This window comes from Candidatus Rhodoblastus alkanivorans (assembly GCF_022760755.1).
Taxonomy (GTDB): Bacteria; Pseudomonadota; Alphaproteobacteria; order Rhizobiales; family Beijerinckiaceae; genus Rhodoblastus; species Rhodoblastus alkanivorans.
Genome location: NZ_JAIVFP010000001.1, coordinates 372,441 through 395,233 on the forward strand (window position 1 = coordinate 372,441; position 22,793 = coordinate 395,233).

23 protein-coding genes and 1 pseudogene are annotated in these 22,793 nt (G+C 62.6%); 14 read left to right on the forward strand and 10 right to left on the reverse strand.

Annotated elements, in window-relative coordinates; genetic code table 11:
* Positions 1 to 76 precede the first annotated feature (76 nt).
* The 4 genes and pseudogenes from K2U94_RS20705 to K2U94_RS01740 form a co-directional block, all read left to right on the forward strand.
* A pseudogene (locus K2U94_RS20705) lies at positions 77 to 646 on the forward strand (class I SAM-dependent methyltransferase); the annotation flags it as partial.
* A gap of 242 nt (positions 647 to 888) precedes the next feature.
* The gene (gene pyrF, locus K2U94_RS01730) at positions 889 to 1,590 is read left to right on the forward strand and encodes an orotidine-5'-phosphate decarboxylase (protein ID WP_243065563.1); all 702 of its coding nucleotides are present in this window, start codon (positions 889 to 891) and stop codon (positions 1,588 to 1,590) included.
* Positions 1,591 to 1,879: 289 nt separating this feature from the next.
* Positions 1,880 to 2,677, forward strand: coding sequence for a 4-hydroxy-tetrahydrodipicolinate reductase (gene dapB, locus K2U94_RS01735; RefSeq protein WP_243068781.1), 798 nt, complete (start codon positions 1,880 to 1,882; stop codon positions 2,675 to 2,677).
* A gap of 42 nt (positions 2,678 to 2,719) precedes the next feature.
* The gene (locus K2U94_RS01740; RefSeq protein WP_243065564.1) at positions 2,720 to 3,343 is read left to right on the forward strand and encodes a 2,3-bisphosphoglycerate-dependent phosphoglycerate mutase; all 624 of its coding nucleotides are present in this window, start codon (positions 2,720 to 2,722) and stop codon (positions 3,341 to 3,343) included.
* A gap of 171 nt (positions 3,344 to 3,514) precedes the next feature.
* On the opposite strand, the gene K2U94_RS01745 is transcribed toward K2U94_RS01740, so the two are convergent.
* Positions 3,515 to 4,402: an MBL fold metallo-hydrolase gene (locus K2U94_RS01745; protein ID WP_243065565.1), complete on the reverse strand. Its 888-nt coding sequence runs from the start codon at positions 4,400 to 4,402 to the stop codon at positions 3,515 to 3,517.
* A gap of 143 nt (positions 4,403 to 4,545) precedes the next feature.
* On the opposite strand from K2U94_RS01745, the gene K2U94_RS01750 reads away from it, so the two are divergent.
* Positions 4,546 to 5,412, forward strand: a complete 867-nt coding sequence (locus K2U94_RS01750) for an NAD(+)--dinitrogen-reductase ADP-D-ribosyltransferase (protein ID WP_243065566.1) — start codon at positions 4,546 to 4,548, stop codon at positions 5,410 to 5,412.
* Entirely contained in the window at positions 5,409 to 6,299 is an 891-nt protein-coding gene (gene draG / locus K2U94_RS01755; protein WP_243065567.1) for an ADP-ribosyl-[dinitrogen reductase] hydrolase, read from the forward strand. The genes K2U94_RS01750 and draG overlap by 4 nt, the downstream gene beginning before the upstream one ends.
* Here the strand turns inward: draG and hisG are convergent.
* The 3 genes from hisG to hisS form a co-directional block, all read right to left on the reverse strand.
* Complete coding sequence (gene hisG / locus K2U94_RS01760; protein WP_243065568.1) at positions 6,273 to 7,244, reverse strand: ATP phosphoribosyltransferase; 972 nt, start codon at positions 7,242 to 7,244, stop codon at positions 6,273 to 6,275. The genes draG and hisG overlap by 27 nt on opposite strands.
* A complete protein-coding gene (locus K2U94_RS01765) occupies positions 7,245 to 8,360 on the reverse strand; it encodes an ATP phosphoribosyltransferase regulatory subunit (protein WP_243065569.1) in 1,116 nt (371 codons plus the stop codon).
* 95 nt (positions 8,361 to 8,455) lie between these two features.
* A complete protein-coding gene (gene hisS / locus K2U94_RS01770) occupies positions 8,456 to 9,955 on the reverse strand; it encodes a histidine--tRNA ligase (protein ID WP_243065570.1) in 1,500 nt (499 codons plus the stop codon).
* Between the two features lie 208 nt (positions 9,956 to 10,163).
* On the opposite strand from hisS, the gene K2U94_RS01775 reads away from it, so the two are divergent.
* Together K2U94_RS01775 and K2U94_RS01780 are read left to right on the forward strand one after the other, a co-directional pair.
* Entirely contained in the window at positions 10,164 to 11,078 is a 915-nt protein-coding gene (locus K2U94_RS01775) for a TIGR01459 family HAD-type hydrolase (RefSeq protein ID WP_243065571.1), read from the forward strand.
* A gap of 82 nt (positions 11,079 to 11,160) precedes the next feature.
* Positions 11,161 to 11,622, forward strand: a complete 462-nt coding sequence (locus K2U94_RS01780; protein ID WP_243065572.1) for a MaoC family dehydratase — start codon at positions 11,161 to 11,163, stop codon at positions 11,620 to 11,622.
* Between the two features lie 3 nt (positions 11,623 to 11,625).
* On the opposite strand, the gene K2U94_RS01785 is transcribed toward K2U94_RS01780, so the two are convergent.
* Together K2U94_RS01785 and K2U94_RS01790 are read right to left on the reverse strand one after the other, a co-directional pair.
* Positions 11,626 to 12,285: a class I SAM-dependent methyltransferase gene (locus tag K2U94_RS01785; protein WP_243065573.1), complete on the reverse strand. Its 660-nt coding sequence runs from the start codon at positions 12,283 to 12,285 to the stop codon at positions 11,626 to 11,628.
* Positions 12,282 to 13,973 carry an AMP-binding protein gene (locus K2U94_RS01790; RefSeq protein WP_243065574.1) on the reverse strand — a complete coding sequence of 564 codons (1,692 nt, stop codon included), beginning with the start codon at positions 13,971 to 13,973 and terminating at the stop codon, positions 12,282 to 12,284. Before K2U94_RS01790 ends, K2U94_RS01785 begins: the two co-directional genes overlap by 4 nt.
* Positions 13,974 to 14,513: 540 nt before the next feature.
* On the opposite strand from K2U94_RS01790, the gene rplS reads away from it, so the two are divergent.
* From rplS to K2U94_RS01820, 6 genes are all read left to right on the forward strand, one after another.
* Complete coding sequence (gene rplS / locus K2U94_RS01795; protein ID WP_336606143.1) at positions 14,514 to 14,903, forward strand: 50S ribosomal protein L19; 390 nt, start codon at positions 14,514 to 14,516, stop codon at positions 14,901 to 14,903.
* A 333-nt stretch (positions 14,904 to 15,236) separates the two neighbouring features.
* On the forward strand, positions 15,237 to 16,655 hold the full coding sequence (leuC, locus tag K2U94_RS01800) for a 3-isopropylmalate dehydratase large subunit (protein ID WP_243065575.1): 1,419 nt from the start codon (positions 15,237 to 15,239) through the stop codon (positions 16,653 to 16,655).
* Positions 16,656 to 16,669: 14 nt separating this feature from the next.
* Positions 16,670 to 17,188, forward strand: coding sequence for an OsmC family protein (locus K2U94_RS01805; protein ID WP_243065576.1), 519 nt, complete (start codon positions 16,670 to 16,672; stop codon positions 17,186 to 17,188).
* Complete coding sequence (locus K2U94_RS01810) at positions 17,188 to 17,613, forward strand: metallopeptidase family protein (RefSeq protein WP_243065577.1); 426 nt, start codon at positions 17,188 to 17,190, stop codon at positions 17,611 to 17,613. Before K2U94_RS01805 ends, K2U94_RS01810 begins: the two co-directional genes overlap by 1 nt.
* Positions 17,614 to 17,690: 77 nt before the next feature.
* On the forward strand, positions 17,691 to 18,296 hold the full coding sequence (gene leuD / locus K2U94_RS01815) for a 3-isopropylmalate dehydratase small subunit (protein ID WP_243065578.1): 606 nt from the start codon (positions 17,691 to 17,693) through the stop codon (positions 18,294 to 18,296).
* Positions 18,297 to 18,341: 45 nt separating this feature from the next.
* Complete coding sequence (locus K2U94_RS01820; protein ID WP_243065579.1) at positions 18,342 to 19,520, forward strand: lytic murein transglycosylase; 1,179 nt, start codon at positions 18,342 to 18,344, stop codon at positions 19,518 to 19,520.
* 2 nt (positions 19,521 to 19,522) lie between these two features.
* Here K2U94_RS01820 and K2U94_RS01825 read toward each other — a convergent pair whose 3' ends face one another.
* The 4 genes from K2U94_RS01825 to K2U94_RS01840 all read right to left on the reverse strand — a co-directional run bounded on the left by K2U94_RS01825 (position 19,523) and on the right by K2U94_RS01840 (position 22,641).
* Positions 19,523 to 20,137 carry a TPM domain-containing protein gene (locus tag K2U94_RS01825; RefSeq protein ID WP_243065580.1) on the reverse strand — a complete coding sequence of 205 codons (615 nt, stop codon included), beginning with the start codon at positions 20,135 to 20,137 and terminating at the stop codon, positions 19,523 to 19,525.
* The gene (locus K2U94_RS01830; RefSeq protein ID WP_243065581.1) at positions 20,137 to 20,952 is read right to left on the reverse strand and encodes a TPM domain-containing protein; all 816 of its coding nucleotides are present in this window, start codon (positions 20,950 to 20,952) and stop codon (positions 20,137 to 20,139) included. Before K2U94_RS01830 ends, K2U94_RS01825 begins: the two co-directional genes overlap by 1 nt.
* 10 nt (positions 20,953 to 20,962) lie before the next feature.
* Positions 20,963 to 21,559, reverse strand: a complete 597-nt coding sequence (locus K2U94_RS01835) for a LemA family protein (protein WP_243065582.1) — start codon at positions 21,557 to 21,559, stop codon at positions 20,963 to 20,965.
* Between the two features lie 104 nt (positions 21,560 to 21,663).
* Complete coding sequence (locus K2U94_RS01840; protein ID WP_243065583.1) at positions 21,664 to 22,641, reverse strand: NADPH:quinone oxidoreductase family protein; 978 nt, start codon at positions 22,639 to 22,641, stop codon at positions 21,664 to 21,666.
* Positions 22,642 to 22,793: the final 152 nt, after the last annotated feature.

The following is a 22,793-nucleotide window of genomic DNA, read 5'->3' on the forward strand; positions in this document are numbered from 1 at the left end:
GCGTCGGCCCCGGGGAGCAAAAACAAAATTGAGAGCGCAAAGAGGTCAGGCAAAATTACATTCCGGCCGGAGAAGTCTGATCGAACTGCGCCTCAGCGACGAAGCGCGCTTCATCCGTTCCTGGCTCGAAAATCCTCTGCTTGCCGGCGCGATTGCTCCGTCCGGACGATTTCTCGCGCGCGCAATGGCTCAATGCGTCGATCCGGAAGCTATAGGTCCCATCGTTGAGCTTGGACCCGGCACTGGCCCGGTGACCCAGGCCTTGCTCGCCCGCGGCGTGGCCCCCGAACGCCTCGTCCTGGTCGAATATGAGCCATCCTTTTGCCACCTGCTGGAAAAAAAATTCCCGGCGAGCCGAGTCGTGCGCGGCGACGCCTATCGTTTGAGCGACACCCTCGCCGGAGTTCTCGATGCGCCTCCTGCGGCGATCGTCTCCAGCCTGCCGCTTCTCACCAAACCGGAAGCGACGCGCCTGTCCCTGCTGCGGCAAGGGTTCGAACTGATGGGGCGGGAAGGACGCTTCATTCAGTTCACCTATGGCGTCAAATCGCCAATTCCTTCTTATCTTGCCGCCGGACTACGTTTCCGGACGCAGAGCCTCGCCCCGATCTGGCTTAACCTTCCGCCCGCACGCATCTTTATTTATTGTCAGGTCGACTGCCCGCGCTCCGGGGAGAAACGTTCGGACGTGGTCGCCAAATTGTTGCGCGAGTCCCGTCGTTTCAGTCGTGAGATTCGTGATGAACTGGCGGAAGCTCGCGCTCGTCTCGTTTCCAGCGACGCGGGCAAGGCGGCCCGCGCGAAAAACGGGCAGTCCTGAAAATTGCTTTCGCTTTCCCAAGTTTAGTTCCTATAAGCGAGCGTTTTCCCGCACCACGGACGCCGCAGATGCATGACGCGAATCGTGACAAGTTGATCGTCGCCCTCGATCTTCCCGACGCCACGAAGGCCCGCGCCATGATTGAGCGCCTGGGCGACGCCGTCACATTCTACAAGATCGGCATGGAACTCGCCTATGGCGGCGGCTTCGCGCTGGTGGACGAGCTCGCCCGTGCGGGTAAGCATATCTTCCTTGACCTGAAGCTTCACGACATTGGTCATACGGTCGAGAAAGCGACCGCGCAAATCGCGCGGCTCGGCGTGCGATTCGTCACCGTCCACGCCTTCCCGCAAACGCTGGCGGCAGCGGCGCGCGGGGCCCGGGGCTCGGCCCTGCAAGTGCTCGGGGTGACGGTCATGACGTCTTATGACGATTCCGACCTCGTCACGGCGGGCTATCGCCTGAATGTCCGTGAACTGGTCGCTTTACGCGCGCGGCAGGCGAAAGAGGCCGGGATCGCCGGACTGATCCTTTCCCCCGAGGAACTGAAGGCGACGCGCGCCCTGGTCGGAGCAGACCTGCTGCTGGTCACGCCCGGCGTGCGGCCAGCCGGAGCTGCGCTGGACGATCAGAAAAGGGTGGCGACTCCTTCCGACGCGCTGAAACGCGGGGCCAATCATCTCGTAGTCGGCCGCCCAATCATCAGCGCCCCCGACCCGCATGCGGCCGCGCTCGCGATCCAGAAGGAAATTGCCGAAGTCTGCGCATGAGCAATAAATAACGCCGGGCGTACCTCCGGCCCGGCGTCACGTCCTGAGGACTGGGGGACAGCGCCTTTGGACAGGAAAACGATAGCCGGAGAAAATGACTCCGCGGTGACATTGCGTCGTCAACTTTGAGACGCCGTCTTCGTCTTTTCGCCGATCCGGGGCTGACGTGATCTCTTGCCGCGCCGCGAAAAGACCTTTACAGCGACGGCCAGGGTTTCGGCGACGGGAACGGACCACCCCGATTGCGCCGCATCCTCCTTTCCGGTCCGGAGACTGAACGATGGACAAGATGCGCCTCGTCGTGGTCGGCGCCGCCGGGCGAATGGGCCAGATGCTCACCAAGACGATCGCCGAGACAGAGAACGCGATCCTGTCTGGCGCGGTCGAACGGCCCGGCTCGGAAGCCCTCGGCCGAGACGCCGGCGAACTGGCGGGACTGGGCGCAATCGGCGTCACCATTACCGCCGATCCGCTTGCGGCGCTCCTGAACGCTGACGGCGTGATCGACTTCACCACCCCGGCCGCGACCATCGAAATCGCGGCGTTGGCCGCCCAGGCGCGCATCGTCCATGTCGTGGGCACGACCGGCATGACCGCGGACGACCTCGCCAAGCTCGAGGCCGCCTCGCGCCACGCCGTCATTATCCGTTCCGGCAACATGAGCCTCGGCGTCAATCTTTTGGCTGGCCTGGTCGAAAAAGTCGCCCAAACGCTCGGGATAGATTGGGACGTCGAAATTCTCGAAATGCACCACCGGATGAAAGTAGACGCGCCCTCCGGAACCGCCATCCTGCTCGGCGAAGCTGCGGCAAAAGGCCGCGACGTCGCGCTGGCCGATCGCAGCGTGCGCGTCCGCGACGGCCATACCGGAGCGCGCAAGGCGGGCGACATCGGCTTTGCGACTTTGCGCGGCGGCACGGTGGTCGGAGATCACCAAGTGATATTCGCGGGCGCCGGGGAACGGATAGAATTGACTCACCGCGCCGAGGACCGGGCTATTTTCGCACGCGGCGCGGTTCGCGCCGCTTTGTGGGGACAGGGACGCAAGCCCGGCCTTTACTCGATGTTCGACGTGCTCGGATTGTGACCCGCGCCGCAGCAGCAAAGCTTCGCAAGCGAGGAGTAGGAAGTGTCAGATCGTCTTCTTGTGCTCGTCCGTCACGGGCAGAGCGAATGGAATTTGAAAAACCTGTTCACCGGCTGGAAGGATCCCGACCTGACCGAGCAGGGCGTCGCCGAAGCCAAAGCCGCTGGCGCCCGCCTCAAAGCCCTGGGTCTGACCTTTGATAGGGGTTTCACCTCCGCCCTCACCCGCGCCCAGAACACGATGAAGCTGATGCTCGACGAACTGGGCCAGATCGACCTGCCCGTCAGCCGCGACCAGGCGCTCAACGAGCGCGACTATGGCGACCTGTGTGGCCTCAACAAAGACGACGCCCGCAAAAAATGGGGCGAGGAACAGGTCCACCTTTGGCGCCGGTCCTACGACGTGCAGCCGCCCGGCGGGGAGAGCCTCAAGGACACGGTCGCCCGAGTGCTGCCGTACTACAATCAGGAAATCCTTCCGGCTGTGCTCCGCGGCGAGCGCACCCTCGTCGCCGCCCACGGCAATTCCCTGCGCGCTTTGGTCATGGTGCTGGATCGCCTGACGCCGAAAACGATCCCGGCGATGGAACTGGCCACCGGCGTGCCCCTGGTCTATCGCCTGAAGGCCGATTCGACTGTCGAAACCAAACAGGTGCTCGCCGGATAGAGCCGATCTTTCTGTCATGAGCCGCGCCGCCGCCCCAACTTGACCATCACGGCAAAGCCGGCGCCGGGCGCCGGACGGCGATCGGATCGACCGCGGCTTCCCCGTCGCAATCGCCCGCAGCCGCCGTCACGTCCATTGCTCCGGACGGCGGCAAAGGACTTGCGGATGCGTTCAGGCGTTTCCGAGCGGTTGTGGCTCCAGCGTGACTGGAATGCGGAAATACCGCACGCCGTTTTCCTCCGCCGGCGGCAAGCCGCCGGCCCTCATATTGGCTTGGATCGAGGGCAGCAGAAGGAGGGGCGCGGCCAAAGTCGCGTCGCGCGCCTCGCGCTTGGCGACGAATTCGTCCTCACTAATTCCGTCACGGACATGGGGATTGTTGGCCCTCTCTTCGGCGACAGTCGTTTCCCACGCGAAATGATCCCGGCCCGGGGCCTTGTAATCATGTCCGACGAAAATGCGGGTTTCGGGCGGCAAAGCGAGCAGACGCTTGATCGAACGATAAAGCATGCGAGCGTCGCCTCCGGGGAAATCCGCCCGCGCCGTGCCATAGTCGGGCATGAAAAGCGTGTCGCCCACGAAAAGCGCGTCGTCGATCCGATAGGCGATGCACGCCGGCGTATGGCCCGGCGTGTGGATCACCTCTACCTCCAGCGAGCCGATCTTGAACTTTTCGCCGTCCTTGAACAGATGGTCGAACTCTGCGCCCGAGAGCGAGACATCCTGGGCGTTGAAGACCGCGCGGAAAATTTTTTGCACGTCCCGGACATGTTCGCCGATTCCGACGCGCGCCCCGGTCTTCCGCTTGACATAGCAGGCGGCGGAAAGATGGTCCGCATGGATGTGAGTCTCCAGGACCCAATCAATCGTGACGCCCTTTTCGACGGCCGCCGTCAGCATCTTGTTCACGGAACTGACCGAGGCCTTGCCGGAGCGTTGGTCGTAATCGAGGACCGGATCGATGATCGCCGCCTTTTTTGTGCTGCGGTCGATCACAAGATAGCTCGCCGTATTCGTCGCCGTGTCGAAAAACGGCAAAATCTCCAGGTCAGGATTCATGGGTTTCGCCCCTCACATTCATTCTTGCGTATATATATGTTTTGCGCGCGCCAGTTCAAATCCTCTCCTCAAATCGGTTCGGACCCCGAAACATTCACTTTTAGGCCGATTTCCTGTAAAGAGCGGGCATTCCTTCCCAGCTCATGGCTTTGCCCGCGCGTTCCTTGACGAAATCGACGAAACCTTCTGCGACGCAGCAAACCGATGCGCCATGGATCGGTCATTCGAGCAATTTGGTCGGGGTGCCGACGCTCTTTCTCGCGAGCTGCGATTTCAACGAAACGCCGCTGCCACTGAGAATTTCCGGCGTGCGGGAATTCAACCCCGAGCTGTTCGAAATGCTTGCCAAGGCCGAAAATCCCGACGAGGCGGCGCAGGCCTTTCTGCTCTATATGAACGCCTTATTCGGGCTCGACCCGGAACAGAGAGAGGCGCCTCCGCCTGGCCATCCGCGCCGCTACCGCTCATCCTTCCTCAAGCTCATCCGCGGTTGGGGCTTCGACAGCAATGGCTCGGAAGGCGCGGTGCTGAAGGGCTGGGTCGAGAGCCGTTTCGGCCTGTTTCCAACCTTTCATAAGGAGCCGATCCGGCGCATTTCGAGCCCGGTCTGGACGAGCTATGTTGAAGAGAAAATGTCGAGCCGGTTCCACAACAATTCCATCCACGCGCAGCTCGACCTGCTTTATGAGTTCTGTCAATGGGCGCTGGTAAAGTTCTTCGCGCCGGGAGCCGAACACCTGACCCTGTATCGCGGCGTGAACGAAATCGAAGAACATTACGTCTATGAGCGCTGCGGCGACGGCCTGGTCAGGTTGCGGCTCAATAATCTGGCGTCATTTTCGAGCGATCGCGACGTCGCCGGCTGTTTTGGCGACACCATCCTGACCGTTCAGGCTCCGATTGCGAAAATCCTGTTCTTCAACGACTTGCTGCCTACCCATCCGCTCAAGGGCGAAGGCGAAGTTCTGGTCATCGGCGGCGATTATCGCGCGGAGGCGCGCCGCCTATGACCAAGAATGTCGCCGACCGCGCCCTCGCCACTTATCTCGGACTCGCGCTCGGGGACGCCCTTGGCGCGACGGTCGAATTCATGACTCGCGGCGAGATCGCCGCCGCCTACGGGGTCCACGACAAAATCATCGGCGGCGGCTGGTTGAGGCTCAAAGCGGGAGCCGTGACCGACGACACCCAAATGTCGCTGGCGCTCGGTCGTTCGCTGATCCGTTCCGGCGGCTTTGACGCGCGCGACGTCTGCGAGGAGTTCGCCGCCTGGCTGCGCGGCAATCCGCCGGACGTCGGAAATACCTGCCGGCGCGGCATTCGCCGCTATATGGTCCATGGCGCAACCAGCGGAAATTTTTCGGAGGGCGACGCCGGCAATGGCGCCGCCATGCGGGTCCTGCCGGCCGCGCTGGCGACAGTCAATGGACCCGAATTGACCGAAAAATGGGTGCTTGGCCAAAGCCGCATCACCCACCATCACCCACTCTCCGACGCCGCAACCCTCGCTCTGGCGCGCATGGTTCAGGCCTTGGTCATGGGCGGCGGAAAACAGAGCGTCCGCGCATTGGCCGACGAACTGATCGCCGCCGCATCCGCCTTTCAATTCGCTCCCTATCGCGGCCAGGCCAGCGGCTATATCGTCGATACGATGCAGACCGTTCTGCATTTCTATTTCGCCGGCGGCAACTTTTCGGATTGCGTCGTCGCAACGGTGAATCAAGGCGGCGACTCCGACACCACCGGCGCGATCGCCGGGATGTTAGCGGGCGCGACTTATGGCCTCGCAGACCTGCCCCGCAACTGGCTGGAGCGGCTCGATCGCGCCGTCGTCGCGGAAATTCGCGCCCAGGTCCCGGCGTTGCTCGCCTTACCGGCCCGCGGCGTCCAGGCGTGAGACCAGCCGGTCATAGAGCGGATTGACCTTGGTAAAGACGTAATCGACCGGGCGCACCACCACCTCCTCGGCGCCCTGGCCGATCAGCCAATCTGCAAGCGCCGGAGCCTGGGCCTTGGCCGCCGAAAAAATGGCGCGGCCATGGCCGCCGCGACGGCGGAGTTTTGCCCCGAACGCAGCCATGCCGTCGGCCAGACCCGGCGGCTCATCGTCGAGAACCGCCACGATTTCGCGGGTCATGCGCGCTTCTTCTTCGGCGGCGATTCGCGACAGAATCTTGCGCGCGATCTCGCGCAGCTCCGGCGTCCAGGGCGCGCCGAGGGAGGCGACCAGATTCGCCTCGGAACGCAGAATCACGCCGTCGTCGAGCACTTTCAATCCATTGGCCGCGAGCGTCGCGCCCGTCGAGGTAATGTCCACGATCAGTTCGGCCTGGCCCGCCGCAGGCGCGCCTTCGGTGGCGCCAAGGCTTTCGACGATGTGGTAGTCGGTCACGCCCATTTCCCGGAAAAAGGCGCGCGTCGTATTCACATATTTGGTCGCAACCCGCATGCGCTCGCCGCGACGAGCGCGAAACGATAGCGCAACATCCTCGAGATCGAACATGTTGCGCACGTCGATCCAGGCTTGCGGGACGGCGACCACGACATTGGCGTGACCGAAGCCAAGCGGCGTCAGCAGCGCCACCTTGCTCTGGGCTTCAGCCTCGCGCACCAAATCTTCGCCGGTGACGCCGAGATGAGCGGCGCCGGAAGCGAGATTCTTCACGATTTCCGAGGCCGAGAGGAAAGCAACCTCGACATTCTCGACCCCTGTCAGAACGCCGCGATAATCCCGGGCTCCCCGTCCCGTGGTCACAGTCAAGCCGGCGCGGGCGAAAAAGGCGTTGGCGTTTTCCTGAAGCCGGCCCTTGGACGGAACAGCCAGAACGAGTTTGTCGCTCATCTATTGCGCTCCGTTCAGGCGCTGGAGGAAGATCGCCGCGCCAACGGCGGGAATGTCGGCTTTCGCGCCGAGGGTGGAGAGCAGGCGGTCGTAACGACCGCCGCCAATGGCCGGATCGCCGATCCATGAGCCGCCCTGCGCCGCGCCCTCCGGCGACGCCTCGAAGACGAAGCCGGTGTAATAATCGAGATTACGCGCGAACGAGGAGGAATAGACCATCGCGTCCAAATCGACGCCGCGCGCCGCCATGAAATTGAGGCGTTGATCGAAGCTCTCCATTTCCGCATCGAGATCGATGCGGGATTCGGCGAAAAGCGCGCGCAGCTGCGCCGAGGCTTGATCAGGCTGGTTCTCGATGGCGAAGAATTTTTGGAGCAGAGCCCGCCTGTCGTCATCGAGCGCTGCGCTCGAGCGCAGCGACGCCTGTTCGAGGAAACGCTCCGCAATTTCCGCAGGCGTGCGCCCGCCCAAGGCGGAGATTTCCGCGATCTTGAGCAGGTCCTCGACCAGGGCGCGTGCGCCCGCCTTATCGGCGCCATCGAGAGCGGCAAGAACGCCGGTATGATCGCCGCGCTCATGCGCCGGCGAGAGTACGTCGGAAATGGTCCGGCCTTTGCCGAGGCCACCGCGGATACGGCGCATCCAAACCGGGGGCAGGCTCAACTTCTCCAGCAGGGCGGCAAGCAGACCGGCATCGCCGATGCGCGTACGCCAGCCTCCAGAGGCGCCGGCTGTCTCGAGCGCCAATGCAAGAACTTCGGCGTCGGCCGCCTCGCGGTCGGCGCGGCCAAAATTCTCCAGACCGGCCTGCGGAAATTCGGGCGAACCGACGGAACGCTGGCGAAAGACGGGACCATGGCAGCAGAAGGCGGCCGCATCGCCGACCCGCGACGACGCGAGATAAGCAAGCGAGAGAGGGATGGTAAATTCGGGCCGCAGGCAATATTCGCCGCCCCCGCCGTCGGAGGTCAGTAGAAGGCGGCCGCGCATGTCTTCGCCGGACAGGGCGAGAAAAACCGAAGCCGGCTGCAGGACCGGCGGGTCGCACGCTTCATAGCCGGCGGCTTCGAGCTTTTGCAGGAAAGCTTCGCCTGATTGCTCTCGACCGCCGCTCATGCATGACTCCAAACCCGCGATTTTTCACGCTGTGCTATCAAAAGCGCGCGACGCACGCATCCTCTTTTACGGTCCACGGTGAACGCAAGGGTCGGTTACAGCCCGTGGCGTTCGAGAATTTCCCGCACTGCCGCGACCATATTGTCCTCGGAAACTGAAATTTGCGCCGGCCGCGCCGCTTTCCATTCCTCGTTCGAGGCGATGGCTTCCGCGGCGCGCGCGCCTTCGATCAGGTCCTTGACCTGTACCTCCCCTCGCTCCCGCTCGTTCGAACCCTGAATGATCACGCAGGGGCTCTTGCGACGGTCGGCATATTTCATCTGCGCCTTCATTCCGGCCGAACCGAGGTAGAGTTCGGCTCGCACGCCGGCGTCGCGCAAACGGCCAACGAGAGATTGGTAATTGGCGATGCGGTCACGATCCATGACCAGAACGACGACCGGACCGTTGTGCGGCGGCCGGGCGACGAGCGGCGAGCGGATCGCTTTGAGCGCGGCGTAAAGGCGGGAAACGCCAATGGAAAAGCCGGTCGCCGGGGCGTCTTCGCCACGGAAGCGCGCGATAAGCCCGTCATAACGGCCGCCGCCTCCAACCGAACCGAAACGGATCGGCTGACCCTTTTCGTCGCTTGCTGCGATCGAGAGATCCGCCTCGAACACCGGGCCTGTATAATATTCGAGACCTCGAACCACGGAAGGGTCAAGGCTGATGCGGCTTTCGTTATAGCCGGCGGACCGGGCCATATCTTCGATGGCGCGCAACTCCGCGACGCCTTCCATGCCGCGCGCCGAGGATGCGACGATTTCTTCCAGCGCCTCAATTGTTTGGGCGTTGGTGGAGCGGCGCGCCACGGTAAAGGCGATGACCCTTTCGATCGCTTCGGCGGAAAGACCCGCGCCCTTGGTGAAATCCCCCGACTCATCCTTGCGGCCGGCGCCGAGCAAAGCGCGCACGCCATCCGGGCCGAGCCGATCGAGTTTGTCAATCGCGCGCAGCACCACCAGGCGGCGGCCAGCGTCCTGCGGTCCGCCAAGACCGATCGCCTCCATGACCCCGTCGAGAATTTTTCGATTGTTGACCTTGATGCAATAATCGCCACGCGCGATTCCGAGATTTTCCAAAGTGTCGGCGGCCATCATGCAAAGCTCGGCGTCAGCGGCGGGACTTGCCGAGCCGATCGTGTCGGCGTCGAATTGCAGGAACTGTCGGAAGCGGCCGGGCCCCGGCTTCTCGTTGCGGAAAACATAGCCGCCGCGAAAAGAGCGATAAGGCTTGGGCAAATTCTCGTAATTTTCCGCGAAATGGCGGGCCAGCGGCGCGGTCAGGTCGTAACGCAGCGAGAGCCATTGCTCATCGTCGTCCTGAAACGAAAATACGCCCTCATTGGGACGGTCCTGGTCGGGCAGGAACTTGCCCAGCGCTTCGGTATATTCCAGCGCCGGGGTCTCGACGGCGTCGAATCCGTAAAGCTCGTAAATTCGCCTGATCGCCGTGAGCATGGTGTCCACCGCGGCGATTTCGTCGGCGCCGCGATCGGCGAGACCGCGCGGCAGGCGGGCTTTGACGAGAGTGGAGGCGGCTTTCGATTGGTTCATGGCTTCGTTCCGTTAGGCTGCGCTGTCATAAGCGGGCGCACGAGCGCGGACAAGTCTCGATGGCGCCCGCGGCCGGGCGCGAAGCCGGCGCGCCGTCGGGCGCAGCGAAACCCTCTCGACTTTCGACGCTGCCGGACTGAACCGGCAGCCGAGGCTGACCGCCAAATTTGGCTTGACTCCGCCTTCACCACGCCTATAGCCGCTCGCCATGACCGGAAATTGGAAAAATCGCGAGTCGGCGGACGCTATCGCTCTGACCGGTCTCGCCCAAGCGCAAGATCGTTACGACGCCTTTCTGTGCGACATCTGGGGGGTGCTGCACAACGGCGAGCACGGCTTCGCGCCCGCCGCCACGACGCTGCGCGAATTGCGCCGACGCGGCAAGGCGGTGACGCTCATCACCAACGCCCCCCGCCCCAAGGGCGAAGTGGCGGAGCAACTGGCCGCCCTTGGAATAGACCCCAATTGCTATGACGCCATCGCGACGTCGGGCGACGTTTGCGCCCGGGCGATCGCCGAGCGCGCGCCGCGGCGGCCTTTCCATATTGGTCCCGAACGCGACCGGCCGGTTTTCGCGGCGGCCGGCGCTCTGACCATGCAAGATGTCGCGCCGGTCGCGCTGGCGGAGGCGGATTTCGTGGTTTGCACCGGGCTGGTCGAAGACACGCAGGAAACCCCCGCCGATTATGAGGACGTCCTCGTCGACTGCCGGGCGAAAAACCTGCCCATGATCTGCGCCAATCCGGACCTTGTCGTTTATCGCGGCGACCAATTGGTCTATTGCGCCGGCGCTCTGGCCGAACGTTACGTGGAGCTCGGCGGGGAGGTCGAGCAAGCCGGCAAGCCATATGCTCCGATCTACCGGATGGCGATCGGGCTCCTGGAGCGGGCAAAGGGAAAACCCCTCGACATCGATCGTATCCTTGCAATCGGCGACGCGATCCACACCGACATCGCCGGAGCCGCGACCATGGGCCTCGACAGCCTCCTGATCACGCAAGGCATCCATCGCACCGAGCTGCATGGCCCCAATTCCGGCGCCCTCGACACGGAAGCCTACAAACAATTCGTCGAAAGTCACGGCGTGACCCCCGTCTATCGGATGAGCCGACTCGTCTGGTGACCTCTCACAATGGCCTATAGACATATGCGAGACGGCGCCTTTCTGTCGCTCTCGCGCCAAGCCTGCTGATGGAAAGCCGAAAATGTCCGAGCCGTTCAAGACCTATTATTTCGAGGATCTCAGCGTTGGCATGCGCGAATCCTTGATGAAAACCGTCATGAATGAGGATGTCGTCGGCTTTGCCGAATTGTCGGGCGACCATAACCCGATCCACTTGTCGGAGCATTTCGCCAAGAAGACCCGCTTCGGCGAGCGCATCGCCCACGGCCTCTATACAGCCAGCTTGATCTCCGCCGTTCTGGGCATGTATCTGCCTGGGCCCGGCGCGGTCTACCTGCACCAGACCCTGAATTTCAAGGGGCCGGTCAAGATCGGCGATGTGGTCACCATCAGCGTCGAAGTCACCGAACTGGTGGAAAAGGGCCGACGCTGCAAGCTGCACTGCGAGGCGACAGTTGACGGCAAGGTCGTGCTCGATGGCGAAGCGACCGTGATGGTTCCCTCGCGGGAATCGGCGCAGCCGAAAGCTGCCGCCGCGAGTTGAGCTTCACCCAGCGCCCTGGAATCGCCAGACCGCCGCGCGTTTGATCTCGCAATCCTCCAATGCGCGCGTGACCGGCACGCGATATTCGGCGATCGCCACCAGCCTCTCGCGCGCGAGATAGGTTCTTCCCGGATCGCCGATCAGAACGTCGGCGCCGCGCCGGCGAAGGGCGGCGAGCCAATCGGTGACGCTTTCCGCCATGTCGCGCTCGTAGGAAACGTCGCCCGCGACAACCACATCCCATCCCTCGTCACGGCCGATCAAATTCTCGATCCGAGGATGAAGCACGACGCCGTTGGCCTCGGCGTTGAGCCGCATGGCGACGCCGGCGAAGTTGTCGATGTCACAGGCCTCCACTTGCCTTGCGCCCGACCTCGCGGCCGCTATGGCGACGAGACCGGAGCCCGAGGCGACGTCGAGAACCGTCTTGGCGACGACGAGTTCGGGATGGTCAAGGATATGACGGGCCAGCGCCTGTCCGCCTGCCCAGGCAAAGGCCCAGAACGGCGGCGGCAGACCAATCTCGCCGAGCTCCTCCTCGGTCTTTTGCCACAATTCGGTGGCTTCGTCCGCGAGATGGAGCAAGATTTCCGGAGCATGGGGCGCCGGCAGCAACCGCGTGTGCGCGCGGATGAACGCCTCCCTATCCAATATCTGCGTCAATTCGAGAGGGATTCCTTCAAACTGCGGCGCAAGACCTTGCCCACGTTGGATTTTGGCAATTCCTCGCGGAAGATGAATTCACGCGGCATCTTGTAACCAGTCAGCCGCTCGCGGCAAAAATGGCGCAGATCCTGCTCAGTTACGCCCTGCTCGCGCGGAACGACGAAAGCGACAACTTCCTCGCCGCTCGCGCCGAACGGACGGCCGATCACCGCAGCTTCGCGCACCATGGGATGTTCGACCAGAACTTCCTCGACCTCGTTCGGATAGACATTAAAGCCCGAGACGATAATGACGTCCTTGAGCCGGTCGACGATCTTGATTTGTCCGTCGGGAAGCATCACCCCGACATCTCCGGTGCGAAAGAATCCATCCGCGGTCATCGCCCCTTCGGTGGCCATAGGCCGGTCCCAATAGCCGGCCATGACCTGCGGCCCCCGCACACAAATTTCGCCAGCCTCTCCCAATGGCGCGGACTCGCCCGCAGAATTGCGGATGGAAATTTCCGTCGACGGAAGGGGATAGCCGACCGTGCCGGAAAATTCTTCTATATCTGGCCGGTTGGCGCAGACCACGGGCGAGGTTTCGGAAAGGCCATAGCCTTCGATGATCGCCTTGCCGGTGAGCTTGCGCCATTTGCGGGCGACGGCCGGCTGCATCGCCATGCCCCCGGCAATGCAAAACAGCACGCGGCTGAAGTCGACTTTCCCTATATCGGGATGATCGGCGAGGACGTTGTATAGAGTGTTTACACCCGCGAAAATATGGAAGGTGCTTTTGCGCAAAGTTTTGACGAAACCTGGAATGTCGCGCGGATTGGCGATGAGCAGGCAGGCGCCGCCGACCCGCATTTGAAACCAGAAACAAGCCGTCAGAGCATAAATATGATAAAGAGGCAAAGCTGTAACCATAATGGTCGCTCCCTTGCCCTCGAGTTGCGGCGCGAACCACGCGACGCTTTGCACAATATTGGCGACAAGGTTGCGGTGAAGCAGCATCGCGCCTTTTGCCGACCCCGTGGTGCCGCCGGTATATTGGAGAATGGCGAGATCATTTTCGGAAATTGAAACGGCGCGCGGCCTTTTTCCTCGCGCGGCGCGCAAGGCCGCGGAAAAGGCGACAGCCTTGGGCAAGGCGACTTTCGGAACGGCCTTCTTGATCCGGCGCGACACAAAATTGATCAGCGCGCCCCTAGCGCCGAGCAGATCGCCCGGCGCAACCAAAACAATGCGTTCGAGCTTCAGCCGGTCGACGACGGCGGCGACGGTCGCCACGAAATTTTCGAGGACGAAGAGAAAACGCGGCGTTGAATCGACGATCTGGAACTCGAGTTCGCGGGAGGTATAAAGCGGATTAACATTGACTGCGACGCCACCGGCCTGGAGTATTCCAAGAAGAATGGCCGGATAGGCCATGACATTTGGCGACATGATCGCGACACGATCGCCCTTGGCGAGACCCGCCTCCTGAAGCCATACCGTCACAAGATCGGCCGCAGCGCCCAACTCCTCGTATGTCATTCGCGCGCCGAAGCTTTCGAGCGCCAGTCGCGCGCCATGACGCGACCGGCTTTGCCGCCACATTTCCACCAGCGTCAAATCGGGTTCAGGCGCAATTTCGGCGGGCACGCCGGGTGGATAATGGGCGATCCACGGTCGCTGAGCGAAAAGCTCCTCCGAAAAAGCCATTCGTTTCCTCCACCTGCCACATTTTACGTCATTAGTTTAGTTATGAACTACTCTGCCCAGATCTGGCAAGCCGCTTTCCCCGGTTAGTTGTCGTCATCTGAGCTGCCGACGCCTCGTCTCGGCCTCTCTAGGGGGATAGCGCTCAAGAATCATGGAACTCTATTCTTGCTTCGCTCCTGTTCAATGCAACGTTTGTCTTCACTTCGTCAAAGCCAAGCGACGACGCGCGATCATGGCTTCGAACACAAGGCGACAGGCGCTGGGCGCAATCCCGAAACTTCGCCGGTCGGAAGGTATGAAAGTCCAGGGGACCGCAACGCCCCGTTTTGCTCATCGGCGGCTTTTGAGATGGCCTGTTCCGGAGGTCACCGGCCCGATTCCCCTACGTCTGACGGCGACGACGCTCGACAAGCGATGCAAAATTCAGTATAGGGCCGCCTTCCTTCCCTCCCAGGGGAGAGGACGGCCGCGGGCGCGCCCGCGGCCCCAATTCAAAACAGCGTTCCGAAACGCTCGCCATAAGGCGAAACGGAGACAGAAGTGCCCAACATCATCGAGCAGCTCGAAGCCGAGCAGATCGCCAAGCTTTCCGCCAACAAGACCATTCCGGAATTCGCGCCGGGCGATACCGTGATCGTCAATGTCAAGGTCAAGGAAGGCGACCGCGCCCGCGTCCAGGCCTATGAGGGCGTGGTGATCGCCCGCAACGGCGGCGGCCTCAACGAAAGCTTCACCGTCCGCAAGATTTCCTATGGCGAGGGCGTCGAGCGCGTGTTCCCGGTTTACGGCCCGCTGATCGATTCGATCAAGGTCGTCCGTCGCGGCAAGGTTCGTCGCGCCAAGCTCTATTACCTGCGCGACCGTCGCGGCAAATCCGCGCGTATCGCCGAACGTTCGGATTACAAGGCCAAGGCCGCCAAAGCCAAGTAAGCGCCGTCTTTCGGGGCGCGCTTGGCCCGTCGCAGGACGGGCCAAAGCGGCGCGCGAAAACGGAAACCGGTTTTCGCGAAGACGCTGCGAAATCAGGAAGATTCAGCGCGGCCTTCTCGCATTCAAACGCGGTTTCGCGCCGGCGGGATTCTTGCGCGACGCGAAAATGGCTCTATCTCGTCAGGGAGAGAATGCGTTTCCACGGAAACGCGTTCTGCATTAAATTCTTTGTTTGAGCGTGATCTTTCCCAAATCCGGAGTGCGCTTTCCGGGATCATGCTCTAGGCAACCGGCCTGCGGCGCGCCGCCCGGGCCCGGTCGGGGATGAAAACAATGGTTGAGACCACGGCCAAGCCGCGCACCCTTTATGACAAGATCTGGGACGACCATGTGGTCGATATCCAGCCCGACGGCACTGCCCTTATCTACATCGACCGCCATCTCATCCATGAGGTGACGAGCCCGCAGGCCTTCGAAGGTCTGCGTCTGGCCGGCCGCAAGGTCCATTCTCCGCAGAAAACCCTTGCGGTGGTCGATCATAATGTGCCGACGACCGACCGCTCCAAGCCGATCGAGGATCCCGAAAGCAAGGCGCAGGTCGAGCAATTGGCGATCAACGCCAACGATTTCGGCGTTGAATATTTCAACGAACATGACCGCCGCCAGGGCGTCGTCCATATCATCGGTCCCGAACAGGGTTTTACTCTGCCAGGCGCAACCATCGTCTGCGGCGACAGCCATACTTCGACCCACGGCGCCTTCGGGGCGCTGGCTCATGGCATCGGCACATCGGAAGTCGAACATGTGCTCGCGACCCAGACCCTGATCCAGGCCAAGGCCAAGAACATGCTGGTCAAGGTCAATGGGAAGCTTGGCGAGGGCGTCACAGCCAAGGACATCGTGCTGGCGATCATCGGTAAGATCGGGACTGCCGGCGGCACCGGCTATGTCATCGAATATGCCGGCGAGGCCATCGAAGCCCTGTCGATGGAAGGCCGCATGACGGTCTGCAACATGTCGATCGAGGCGGGCGCCCGCGCCGGTCTGATCGCGCCGGACCAAAAAACCTTCGACTATATCAAGGGCCGCCCCATGGCGCCCAAGGGCGAGGCCTGGGAGCGGGCCCTGCATTATTGGAAGCAACTTACGAGCGACGCCGACGCGCATTACGACGCAGTGGTCGAACTCGACGCCGGGAACCTGCCGCCCGTCCTCACCTGGGGCACAAGCCCCGAGGACGTCATCGCCATCGATGGCGTCGTCCCGACCGTTGACGCCGGCAAGACCGACGCGCAGCGCGCCAAAATTCAACGCGCGCTGGACTATATGGGCCTGAAGGGCGGCGAAAGCGTCACCGATATCAAGATCGACCGCGTCTTCATCGGCTCCTGCACCAATGGCCGCATCGAGGATTTGCGCGCCGCCGCGAAAATCGCGGAAGGGCGCAAGGTCGCGCCCCATGTCAATGCGATGGTCGTCCCGGGCTCGGGGCTGGTCAAGGCGCAGGCCGAAGCCGAGGGGCTCGACAAGATTTTCATCGACGCCGGCTTCGAATGGCGCGAACCGGGCTGCTCGATGTGTCTGGCGATGAATCCCGATCGGCTGGCGCCGGGAGAACGCTGCGCTTCGACCTCCAACCGCAATTTCGAAGGCCGCCAGGGTTTCAAGGGCCGAACTCATCTCGTCTCGCCCGCCATGGCCGCGGCGGCGGCGGTAACCGGCCATTTTGTGGATGTCCGTAAACTCCAATGAGCTTGGAGGTCTCGATGGACCCCAATGAATTGCGCGCCCTTCAGGCGCCTCTGAAGGAAAAATACAAGTCCGACGCGGGCGCCGCCCTCGTCACCTTGAAGGCGCAAGGCGATCTCTCGGGCGACGGCCTCGCCTGCAAGGTTTCGACCTCCCGGGCGCTGATCGAGGCGGGCCTGCACCCCGCGACCGGAGGGACCGGCCTCCAGGCCTGTTCGGGCGACATGCTGCTCGAAGCGCTCGTCGCCTGCGCCGGCGTGACGCTGAAGGCGGTGGCCACGGCGCTCGATTTCCGCCTCAGGGGCGGGACGGTTCGCGCCGAAGGCGATCTCGACTTTCGCGGCACGCTTGGCGTCGCCAAGGACGCACCGGTCGGATTCGCCGAGATTCGTCTCTCCTTCGATCTCGACACCGACGAACCGCAGGAGCGGATCGACGCGCTGGCAAAACTGACCGAGCGTTATTGCGTGGTCTTCCAAACCCTGAACCGGCCGCCGAAACTCGCGCTCTCGGTGACAACAGAGGCCGCGAGCTGATGGGAAGCGTCCGCCCGCCGCCGTGGGACTGGATTTCACGCATCGCGCCGTCGCTGGAGGATTTCGAAACGATCGCCGACGCCGCCTTCCGCCGCCTGCCCAAGCGCTTTCGTCAGGCCTGCGAAGGCCTGGTTATCCGGATCGAGGATTTTCCTGACGACGAGGTGTTGGAGGAATTCGACGCGAATTCGGAATTCGAGCTCCTCGGCCTGTTTCGCGGCCGGGGCCTTGCGCAAAGCGAGGGCGCCCTTACCGGGCAATTCCCCAATATGGTCTATCTCTACCGCCGCCCCATCCTCGACATTTGGGCCGAAGGCGAGGAAACCCTCGGCGACCTGATCCGTCACGTGCTGATTCATGAAATCGGCCATCATTTCGGCCTCTCCGACGCGGACATGGAGCGGATCGAGCGCGAAGCCGATTGATTTGCCCGCCGCCCCACCTTAGTTAAACCCAGGATCAAATCGCCGGTTCTGTGTCAAATTCAGGCAAGAGACACGATATGGAAAAGTTCACCAAATTGACCGGCGTCGCCGCGCCGATGCCGATCACCAATATCGACACGGATATGATCATCCCGAAGCAATATCTGAAGACGATTCACCGCACCGGCCTCGGCAAGGGATTGTTTTCGGAATTGCGCTATCGCGAGGACGGCTCGGAAAACCCGGATTTCGTCCTGAACAAGCCCGCGTACCGCAAGGCGCAGATCCTGGTCGCCGAGGACAATTTCGGCTGCGGCTCCTCGCGCGAACACGCGCCCTGGGCTTTGCTCGATTATGGCGTCCGCGCGATCATCTCGACCAGCTTCGCCGATATTTTCTATAATAATTGCTTCAAGAACGGCATTTTGCCGATCAAGGTGTCCAAGGAGGACCTCGCCAAGCTGATGGACGACGCCGAGCGCGGCGCCAACGCGACCCTGACGATCGATCTCGAAGCCCAGGAAATTCGCGGCCCGGACGGCGGCGTGGTGAAATTCGACATCGATCCTCATCGCAAGCACTGCCTGCTCGAAGGCCTCGACGACATCGCCCAGACCCTGGTCAAGGCGCCGAAGATCGCCGATTTTGAGACCCGGATGGCCAGTGCCCGCCCCTGGATCTGACGCTTTTTGGTTCTTTACGGTCGAGAATCACGCTAGGCTCCGGCCATGAAAATCGGGATTCTCGCTCTTTCGCTCGTTCTCGCGCTAGGCCAGGCGGCCCGCGCCGACTTTTCGTCTTGCAAAGCGCAGATCAAGGCGCAGGCGGCCGCTGAAGGCGTGTCGCACGCAACCCTCGCCCGGGCGCTGGACGGGCTTCAGCCCAATGACGCGGTGAGCTTTCTTGGCGTCCAGCCCGAATTCACCACGCCGATCTGGGATTACATGGCGGGCCTCGTCGATGACGAGCGGGTGCGTGACGGGCGGGCCCGCTTCGCGGAATATCGCCACGCCGCGCTCGCGGCCCAGCGTCGTTTCGGCGTCGACGCCGCGGCGGTGGTCGCCGTCTGGGGCGTCGAATCCGATTTCGGCCGCAAGTTCGGCGGACGGCCGATCATCCAGTCCCTGACCACTTTGGCCTGCACGCCCAATCGGCGGTCCCATTATTTTCGCGGCGAGCTGATGGCGGCACTCAAAATCCTCAATCGCGGCGACGTCAAGCTTGAGGAGTTCAACGGCTCCTGGGCGGGCGCCTTTGGCAACACCCAGTTCATGCCTTCGACGTTCCTGCGGCTCGCTGTGGACATGGACGGCGACGGCAACAGGGACGTGATCAGTTCGGTTCCCGACGCGCTCGGCTCGACCGCCAATTTCCTCCATCGCGCCGGCTGGGTTCCAGGCCTGCCCTGGGGCTTCGAGGTGAAGCTGCCCGCCGGCTATCACGGCCCCTCGAGCTGGCGTGCGAAAAGGCCTTTGTCGTTCTGGACAGCCCGCGGCTTGACCCATGTCAACGGCGCTCCGCTCGCGGGCGGCGGCTCCTATGGCCTGTTCCTGACATCGGGACCGCATGGCCCCGCCTTTCTGGTGTCGCGGAATTTCGACGCCTTCTATTCCTACAATGCCGCCGAATCCTATGCCTTGGCGATTGGCGTTTTGTCGGACCGGATCAAGGGCGGGCCGGGCATCAGGACGCCCTGGCCAACCGACGACCCCGGCATTCCGCGGGTCGAGCGCCGGGAGGTACAAGCGATGCTCGCCCAGCGCGGCTATGACATTGGCGGCAAGTTCGACGGCGTGATGGGAACGAAAACCCGCGAGGCGATCGCCGCCTATCAGCGCCGCATTGGAATGAAGCCCGACGGCCGCGCCGGCGTGAAATTGCTCTCCGCCTTGCGCACCGGAAAATAAGCTCAGTTCAGGCGAACGAGATTGTCGGGCAGTTCATTACCGCCATCGCCACCGTCCGGCGGCGCTGCGCGCGCCAAAAGATCGGCGCTGCGGATAATTGCGCTGATAAAACCTTCGGTGACGCGGCCCTCGCGCAAATGCGCCGTCATTTCCTCGACGGCGGCGCGCCAATCCCGATCGGAAATTCTGTCGTCCAGGGCGTGGTCCGCGATGATCCGGGCATAATGTTCGGCGATGGAGACGAAAATGAGCACGCCCGCCCGGCTTCGCGTTCTTCCCAAGCCGTGCGCGAAAAATTGTTCGAGGGCGACGCCGTAAGCCTGACGGCGCTTCACTACCCGCGGCGTGAGCGCGACGCCGAGAGGGGTCCATCCCAGAGCGGCGAGGACGAGAACGAAAACGCCGATCTGGGCGGCGAATACCAGTTGCGCCGACGCCTGGGTCCATTCGAGCAACGGCCAGGGCGCGATCAAAGCCAGCGCCGCGGCGTAGAGCATGACAAAAGCGGCGGGATCGCTGGATTGCCGCGCCAGGACACAAACGATCTGCCCGCTGGTGCGTGATTCGGCCGCCCGCACCGCAGCGACCACCGCATTCTCGTCCACTCGCTGCGCCATCACCAGTCTCCCGAAGCACCGCCGCCGCCCGACGAGCCGCCGCCGCCGGAAAAGCCGCCCCAATCACCCCCGGACCCCGAAGAAAAGCCGCCGCCGCCAGACCAACCGGGCCCCGGCAGGATGATGAACGGCCCGCCGTTCCCGCCGCCGCGACGTCCGCCGCCGCCGCGACTGCTGCGCCAGATCACGAGAATGACCAGCGCAACGATCAGGAAAGGAAGGATCGCATCAAAATCGCTGTCGGAATTGTCGGGGCGAATTTGCGGCTTTTTCGTCCATTCGCTGGAATCAGTCGTCAGGATGGTGATGACGTCGTCCACGCCCCGGGTGATCCCGCCGGCGAAATCCCCCGCCTTGAACCGTGGCGCAATGGCGTTGATGATGACGATCTTCGACAGAGCGTCGGTCAGCGTGCCCTCGAGCCCGTAGCCGACCTCGATCCTGACCTTCCTTTCCTTCGGCGCGACCAGCAGCAACACGCCATTGTTCTTGGTCTTTTCCCCCAATTGCCAATGGCGGAACAGTTCATTGGCGTAAGATTCGATCTCCTCGCCCTGGAGGGAATCGACGGTGGCGACGACGAATTGGATGCCCGATTTCTCATCAAGATTCGCGAGCTTGGCTTCGAGCTTCTGCTTGACCTCGGCCGGCAGAAGATTGGCCTGATCGACCACGCGGCCTGTAAGCGCCGGAAAGGCCGGCGCATCGGCGCGCAACGCCGCCGGGACAAGCGCCAGGGCGAAAAACAGGACGGCGAACAGCCAAAGTCTCAAGCCGCCGTCGGCTTGAGCGTTTTGCGGTTTCGTCCCCGCCATGAGCGCCCCGTCAGAATTTGACCTGCGGCGGCTTCTGCGCGTCATCGGCCGCGGTGAAGGTCGCCAACGGCTTTTTGCCGCGAAACACCGTCATCGCCCACAGCATGGTGGGGAAGGTTTCGAGCGTCAGATTATAATCGCGCACGGCGGCGATATAATCGCGCCGCGCCACCGCGATCCGGTTCTCGGTTCCTTCGAGCTGCGATTGCAGCGCCAGGAAATTCTGATTCGATTTCAGCTCGGGATAATTCTCGCTGACCGCGAGCAGGCGGCCCAAGGCGCCCGTCAGCTGGTTCTGGGCGGCCTGGAACTGCTTCAGCTTGTCCGGGTCGGTGAGTTGCGAGGCGTCGACATGGACCTGGGTCGCCTTGGCCCGCGCCTCGATGACGCTGGTCAGGACGTCCTTCTCCTGTTTGGCGTAGCCCTGAACGGTCGCGACCAGATTGGGGATCAGATCGGCGCGGCGCTGATAATTGTTCTGGACGTCGGCCCAACGCGCCTTGGCTGTTTCCTCGGCGGTTGGAATGGTGTTGTAGCCGCAGGCGGACAGGCTCAGGCCGACCAGGGCGACAGCCACAAGATTACGCAGGCGTGACGAAAAGGACATGGCGGCTCTTCCTCAAAATCCAGGCGCCGGGTGCGGAGCTTGTGCTGCGAAACAGCGTCAATTTAGGCAGGCTTTGGCGACCAAGCCAACGCAAAACGGTTCGATCAGGGAATCGAAAGCAGGATTTTTCCCTGGGCCTTGCGCTCCTTGAGTCGATTCAAGCCCTTCGCGATGTCATGGAGCGGCAGGACGTCGTCCACATGAGCGGAAATTGCGCTCCGAGCGGCCCAATCGAAAATCCGCGCCATGTTGCGCCGATGCGCCTCGGGCTCGCGCCTGACGAATTCGCCCCAGAAGACGCCGAGAATGGCGCAGCCTTTCAGCAGCGTAAGATTGAGCGGAATTTTGGGGATCTTGCCCGAGGCGAAGCCCACGACCAGAAATCGTCCCTTCCAGGCCATGGCGCGCAAGGCCGCCTCGCTGAAAGCGCCGCCGATGGCGTCGTAGATGCAGTCGACGCCCTTGCCGCCGGTCCGCCTTTTCAAACCTTCCTTGAGATCTTCGCTCGAATAGTTCAGGCCCTCATGGGCGCCGTGGCGTTGCGCGAAATCAAGCTTTTCCCGCGAGGAGGCGCAGGCGATGACCTGCGCGCCCATTGCGGCTCCGATCTCCACCGCCGCGAGGCCGACGCCGCCCGAGGCGCCCAGAACGGCAAGAGTTTCACCCTTCTGCAAATCAGCGCGCTGGACCAGTGCGTGCATGGTCGTTCCATAAGTTATGAAGAGCCCCGCCGCCCGGTCGTCGCTCAGGGCGTCTGGAACCGGGGTCAGGAGGGAGGCCGGCAGGACGACGCGCGACCGCGCCGCGCCATAGGAGCAATAGCCAGCGACGCGCTGGCCGGCCGCCAAGCCTTCGACCCCCTCGCCCAACGCCATGACTTTTCCGCAAAATTCACCGCCCGGCGAGAAGGGAAGGTCCGGTTTGACTTGATATTTGTTCTCTATGATCAGGGTGTCGAAAAAATTCAGCGCCACGCGCGATGGCTCAACGAGAACTTCGCCGGGACCTGGCGCCGGATCGGGCAATTCGCGGAGCACCAGATTTTCCGGCGGACCATAATGCTCACAAAGTGCTGCGATCATTGAAATTCTTCCCAAATCGAGGCAGTTTGTCCGGCGTCCGCCGATCACGAGAGTCGGATTTTCGCCTGTTTGTCCGCATAATGCCAGCGCCGCCGTTTTTCTGCAGCGCAGGGATGGCGCTATGATCCGCTCGACTGATTCGTCCCTCCACC